Origin of the sequence: Clostridium sp. HV4-5-A1G, from assembly GCF_900184915.1 — a bacterium.
In the GTDB taxonomy this organism is placed as follows: domain Bacteria; phylum Bacillota; class Clostridia; order Clostridiales; family Clostridiaceae; genus Clostridium_B; species Clostridium_B aromativorans.
Map to the genome: position 1 here is coordinate 1 of NZ_FXYI02000229.1, position 4,478 is coordinate 4,478.

The following is a 4,478-nucleotide window of genomic DNA, read 5'->3' on the forward strand; positions in this document are numbered from 1 at the left end:
ATTTAAGCATATTACAATCTATATGTAAAAATTTTTAGATATTAATTTAAATATTGTATGTATCAGCTTTTATATTATTTACAAAACCGCACCTATACAATTTCAAGTGCATATTGTATTTGGAAAATCGATATCAACAGGCATTAATTAATCCTAACAATTATGTAATACTATGTAAACATAGATATAATTTCATAATGCATATTATTATTATGTTATACCATTTTTTTAATTTATATTCACAATATTGTCATATATGAAATCATTGTATATAATTCATTAAAAAATACAGCCTCATAAAATGCACCACATAATTATAAATTTACCATAAGGGCTGCGTGCAAATGTTTCATAATTTTAATATATGTAATTTCAATTCAACATCTAAATAATTATATTTCTTACTGAAAAAAACACTGATATTCGCCTCAATCAGTTAAAAATACATACGAAGGTTCAGATGAAAAAAATTATTATCTATGGAAAAACTACACCTGAACCTAAAAATCATTAAATCAAGTAATTTTTAACTTTAACTACTTTTCCATTTTTTATATACACTCTTGGAATTCTCTTGCTCATCATACAGAGTATTTCATAGCTTATAGTACCCAGGATCTGTGCTGCATCCTCTGCATCAAACTTGAGGCCATCTTTCTCTCCTAGAAGAACAACTTCATCTCCTACATTGACCTCTCCTACATCAGTGACATCTACCATACATTGATCCATACATATGTTTCCCACTACTGGAGCAAATTTTCCGTTAACTATAACCTTCGCTTCCCCAAATAATCTTCTGGTATATCCATCAGCGTATCCTATTGGCAAAGTGGCAATTACACTTTTCCTGTCGGCTTTAAATTTCCTTCCATAACCTACATACTGCCCAACTTCCAGTGTTTTTACATGAACTACATTGGCTTTCAAAGTCATAAGAGGTTTTATATTCAACTGATTCTTGTCCACTTCGTGGGAAGGATAATAACCATAGATTATTATTCCAGGTCTGACCGAATCACAATAGGTATCTGGAAGTTCCATTATAGCTGCACTGTTGGCTATATCTCTCATGTTTATTTTTATACCTTTGTCTGTTAATTTCTCATAAAATAGTTTATATTTTTCAAACTGTTCATGAGTATATGTCTTATCTGTCTCATCTGCTGTAGAGAAATGTGAAAACAAGCTTTGTATTTCTATATTGGGCAATTGGCTTATTTTATAAACTTCATCTACACTGTCATCATTTATCAAAAATCCTATTCTACCCATTCCCGTATCCACAGCAATGTGTATCTTTGCAATTTTCCCCTTATCTACGGCCTCCTTAGACAGCTGACATGCATATTCATAGGAAGGAGTTATGGACTCTACATCATAATCTACTACGTCACTAATAAGGGTATGGGGTATTATACCAAGTACCATTATAGGCGATTTTATCCCATTTTTCCTAAGCTCTATGGCTTCATCCAAAACAGCTACCGCCAGTCTTTCTACTCCATTCTCAAGAAGAACCTGTGAAACTTCTACTGCTCCATGTCCATAGGCATCAGCTTTCACAACTCCTATTAATCCCTTACTACCCACTTTTGATTTTATTTGACCTATGTTGTATGTAAGATTATCTAGATTAACTTCCTCCCATACTGGTCTATAATTTCTAAACATCGACACATCACCTCTATATATAATTGAAAGAAAATAAATAATTTTAGGACATTAACTTAATTATATACCTTTTCTATAGGAATTGTGAATAAAATTATTTCAATATTAATTTATATCAAAAATATTTTCACTCAACTCCACGTTTGCCTTAAAATCACTATATTCCACATCTACTTTTTTTCTTCCAGTAGAATCAAATATTTTCAAGTAAGTTGGCGTATTATGCTTTAAATTCACATATAATTCAGCTTTACTGATGTTTTTATTATTACCAGGTATATCCAAACGCACAACCTGATACTGCTCATTATTTACCTTCTTAAAGGAGTTGTCAATCTTTTCATTGGTATAAAGCAGTGATATATACTCTTCTATAAAACAGAATTTAAACAAGCTATTGAAATTTTTTTCCATACTGTATTTACCACTGTTGTCACTATTTTTAACAAATATTTTATTTCCCCTATATACAATTACTCTGTCTTTGCCCAGTTCAAATCTTTCTCCATATCTGCTGTCATAATACTGTCTGCCGCCGTAATTTATTTGCTGTTTCTCATTTTCTATCTGAATATTCACATTACAGCTATAACTATCTAGGTCCTTTAAATAATATATTATCTTTTCCGTGTTTTGAATATCTCTTCCATGGAATAAAAAAATAGCAAGTAAAACAAAAGATATACCTATCCCCATTAATAGTTTTTTCTTCATGCCACTCCTCCTGATCTAAAGCGCTCCACTATTAATCTATTCTACCATACCCTTTGATATTACTATTTTTTGGGGTTGATCTTCTACTGCATCAATTCTTTTATTGAAAAAGGAAGCTGTTTTAAAACATGACTGGCATTTACACAAAACATATATTGGGATAGTTTCTCTCCAGAGTATCCATGCACAAAAGCAGCTATACACGCCGCTTCAAAAAGATTATACTTTTGAGCCGCAAAAGAAACTATAATTCCAGTAAGGCAGTCCCCCATACCTCCAGAAGCCATAGATGAGTTCCCCACAGGATTTACGGCCACTGCATTTCCATCTGTAATAATAGTATTATATCCTTTCAAGAGTACAATTACATCATTTTCAGCTGCAAAATCTCTAGCTACCTTTATTCTGTTTTTCTCTATATATTGAATATCAAATCCCGTGATTCTAGCCATTTCTCCTAGATGGGGAGTCAAAATCACTCCACATTTTTTGTTCTTCAATATATGTAAATTCCCCATCAGCACATTGATTCCATCTGCATCAATTACAACATTTTTTTTAGATACATTTAGAATCCTATCAACCATATTCAAAGTTCTGTCATTTACTCCCATACCTGGTCCTATGGCAATAGCATCACTTTTCTCTATGGCCTTCTGCAGCTTTGAATCATCTTCCAGCTGAATTGTCATACCCTCTACTAGTTTTGAGCTGAGTACTGGCTGAATATTCTTATAGCAGCCTAAAGTAACAAGTCCCGCACCACTCCTTACAGCTCCCTGAGTGCATATATAAGCGGCTCCTGTAAACCCTTGAGAACCAGCTATAACAAGCACTCTGCCATAATCGCCTTTGTGCCCAAATTTATTTCTCCTCTTTAACTTTTCTTTTATAAAATTTTTTTCTATTATAAATTTAGAATCGATAAATTTTCCAACAGCAATTTTGGGAATTCCTATATCCTCAACTGTTACCTCTCCTGTAAATTTATCACTTCCATATCTTAAAAAACCCTGCTTATACAATTGAAATGTAACAGTTTTATCCGCCTCTACACAATTGCCCATTATCTCTCCCGTATTCCCATTAAAACCAGAAGGAACATCTATAGAAATGGTATATTTACTATTTTCATTTATCAACGATATGACAGAATCCTGTATGCCCTGTATATTTCTAGAGAGTCCAGTACCAAATATACCATCAATAATAACCTGGCTTTCTCTTATACTTTTTCTAAGTCTCACCATATCTTCTAAAGAGTTAACCTTATCCAGACTCATATGGAGAACTTTTAATATATTATAATTTATTTTGCATTCTTCACTCATGCCCTCCTCTTTCCCAACTAAAAATACATGAACTTCTTTATTTAAATTATATAGATGTCTCGCTATTGCAAAACCATCTCCACCATTGTTGCCCTTTGTACAGATTATACAAAAACTATTATAATTTTTTAAATCTATATTCGCAATTACTCTTAAAGCCGCGTTTTCCATTAGAACAATGCTGGGTATTTTTAATTCACTTATAGCATAATTATCTATCTTCCTGCATGTCTCTATGGATGCTATCCTCAATCTCATCCACCTCCATCACTGCATATGCTATGGCATTGTCCACACCATGTGATATGCTCAAATGTATCTTATAATTGCCACATTTATTGGCCATCAATTTAGCTTTTCCCTTCAATATCACATTAGGTCTGCCAGAAGCTGCTCTGTCTATTTCCACTTCTTTAAAATCAAATCCTCTAAATCCGGTACCCATTGCTTTTACCACTGCTTCCTTTGCTGCAAATCTTCCAGCCACAAATTCAGGTCTTAAATTTCTATTTTTAAGATATTCTATTTCATTTTTACTAAAAATTCTGTCCATAAAATTAGCATGTTTACTAATGGCTTCTTTAATCCTCCTAATTTCAACTATATCCACTCCAACTCCAAATATCAAAATTACATTTCACCCCCCAATTCATTAATTTAATTATACCAGTATTTATTATATGTCTCTTATACACATATGACGATGCCCACGAAGCTAGAAGTGTAGATCTCGGTGGTCGCCGTATCATTAAAAAAAAA

Annotated in this window: 4 protein-coding genes; all 4 read right to left on the reverse strand. The window is 32.7% G+C overall.

What is annotated here, in order from left to right; translation table 11 throughout:
* Window positions 1-510 precede the first annotated feature (510 nt).
* The 4 genes from alr to acpS all read right to left on the reverse strand — a co-directional run bounded on the left by alr (window position 511) and on the right by acpS (window position 4,347).
* Window positions 511-1,674, reverse strand: a complete 1,164-nt coding sequence (alr, locus tag J5G60_RS16740; protein ID WP_150358446.1) for an alanine racemase — start codon at window positions 1,672-1,674, stop codon at window positions 511-513.
* 105 nt (window positions 1,675-1,779) lie between these two features.
* Window positions 1,780-2,388 carry a germination lipoprotein GerS-related protein gene (locus J5G60_RS16745; protein WP_150358447.1) on the reverse strand — a complete coding sequence of 203 codons (609 nt, stop codon included), beginning with the start codon at window positions 2,386-2,388 and terminating at the stop codon, window positions 1,780-1,782.
* An 83-nt stretch (window positions 2,389-2,471) separates the two neighbouring features.
* Entirely contained in the window at window positions 2,472-3,971 is a 1,500-nt protein-coding gene (locus J5G60_RS16750) for an NAD(P)H-hydrate dehydratase (protein WP_150358448.1), read from the reverse strand.
* On the reverse strand, window positions 3,931-4,347 hold the full coding sequence (gene acpS, locus J5G60_RS16755; RefSeq protein WP_150358449.1) for a holo-ACP synthase: 417 nt from the start codon (window positions 4,345-4,347) through the stop codon (window positions 3,931-3,933). The genes J5G60_RS16750 and acpS overlap by 41 nt, the downstream gene beginning before the upstream one ends.
* Between the last annotated feature and the right edge of the window lie 131 nt (window positions 4,348-4,478).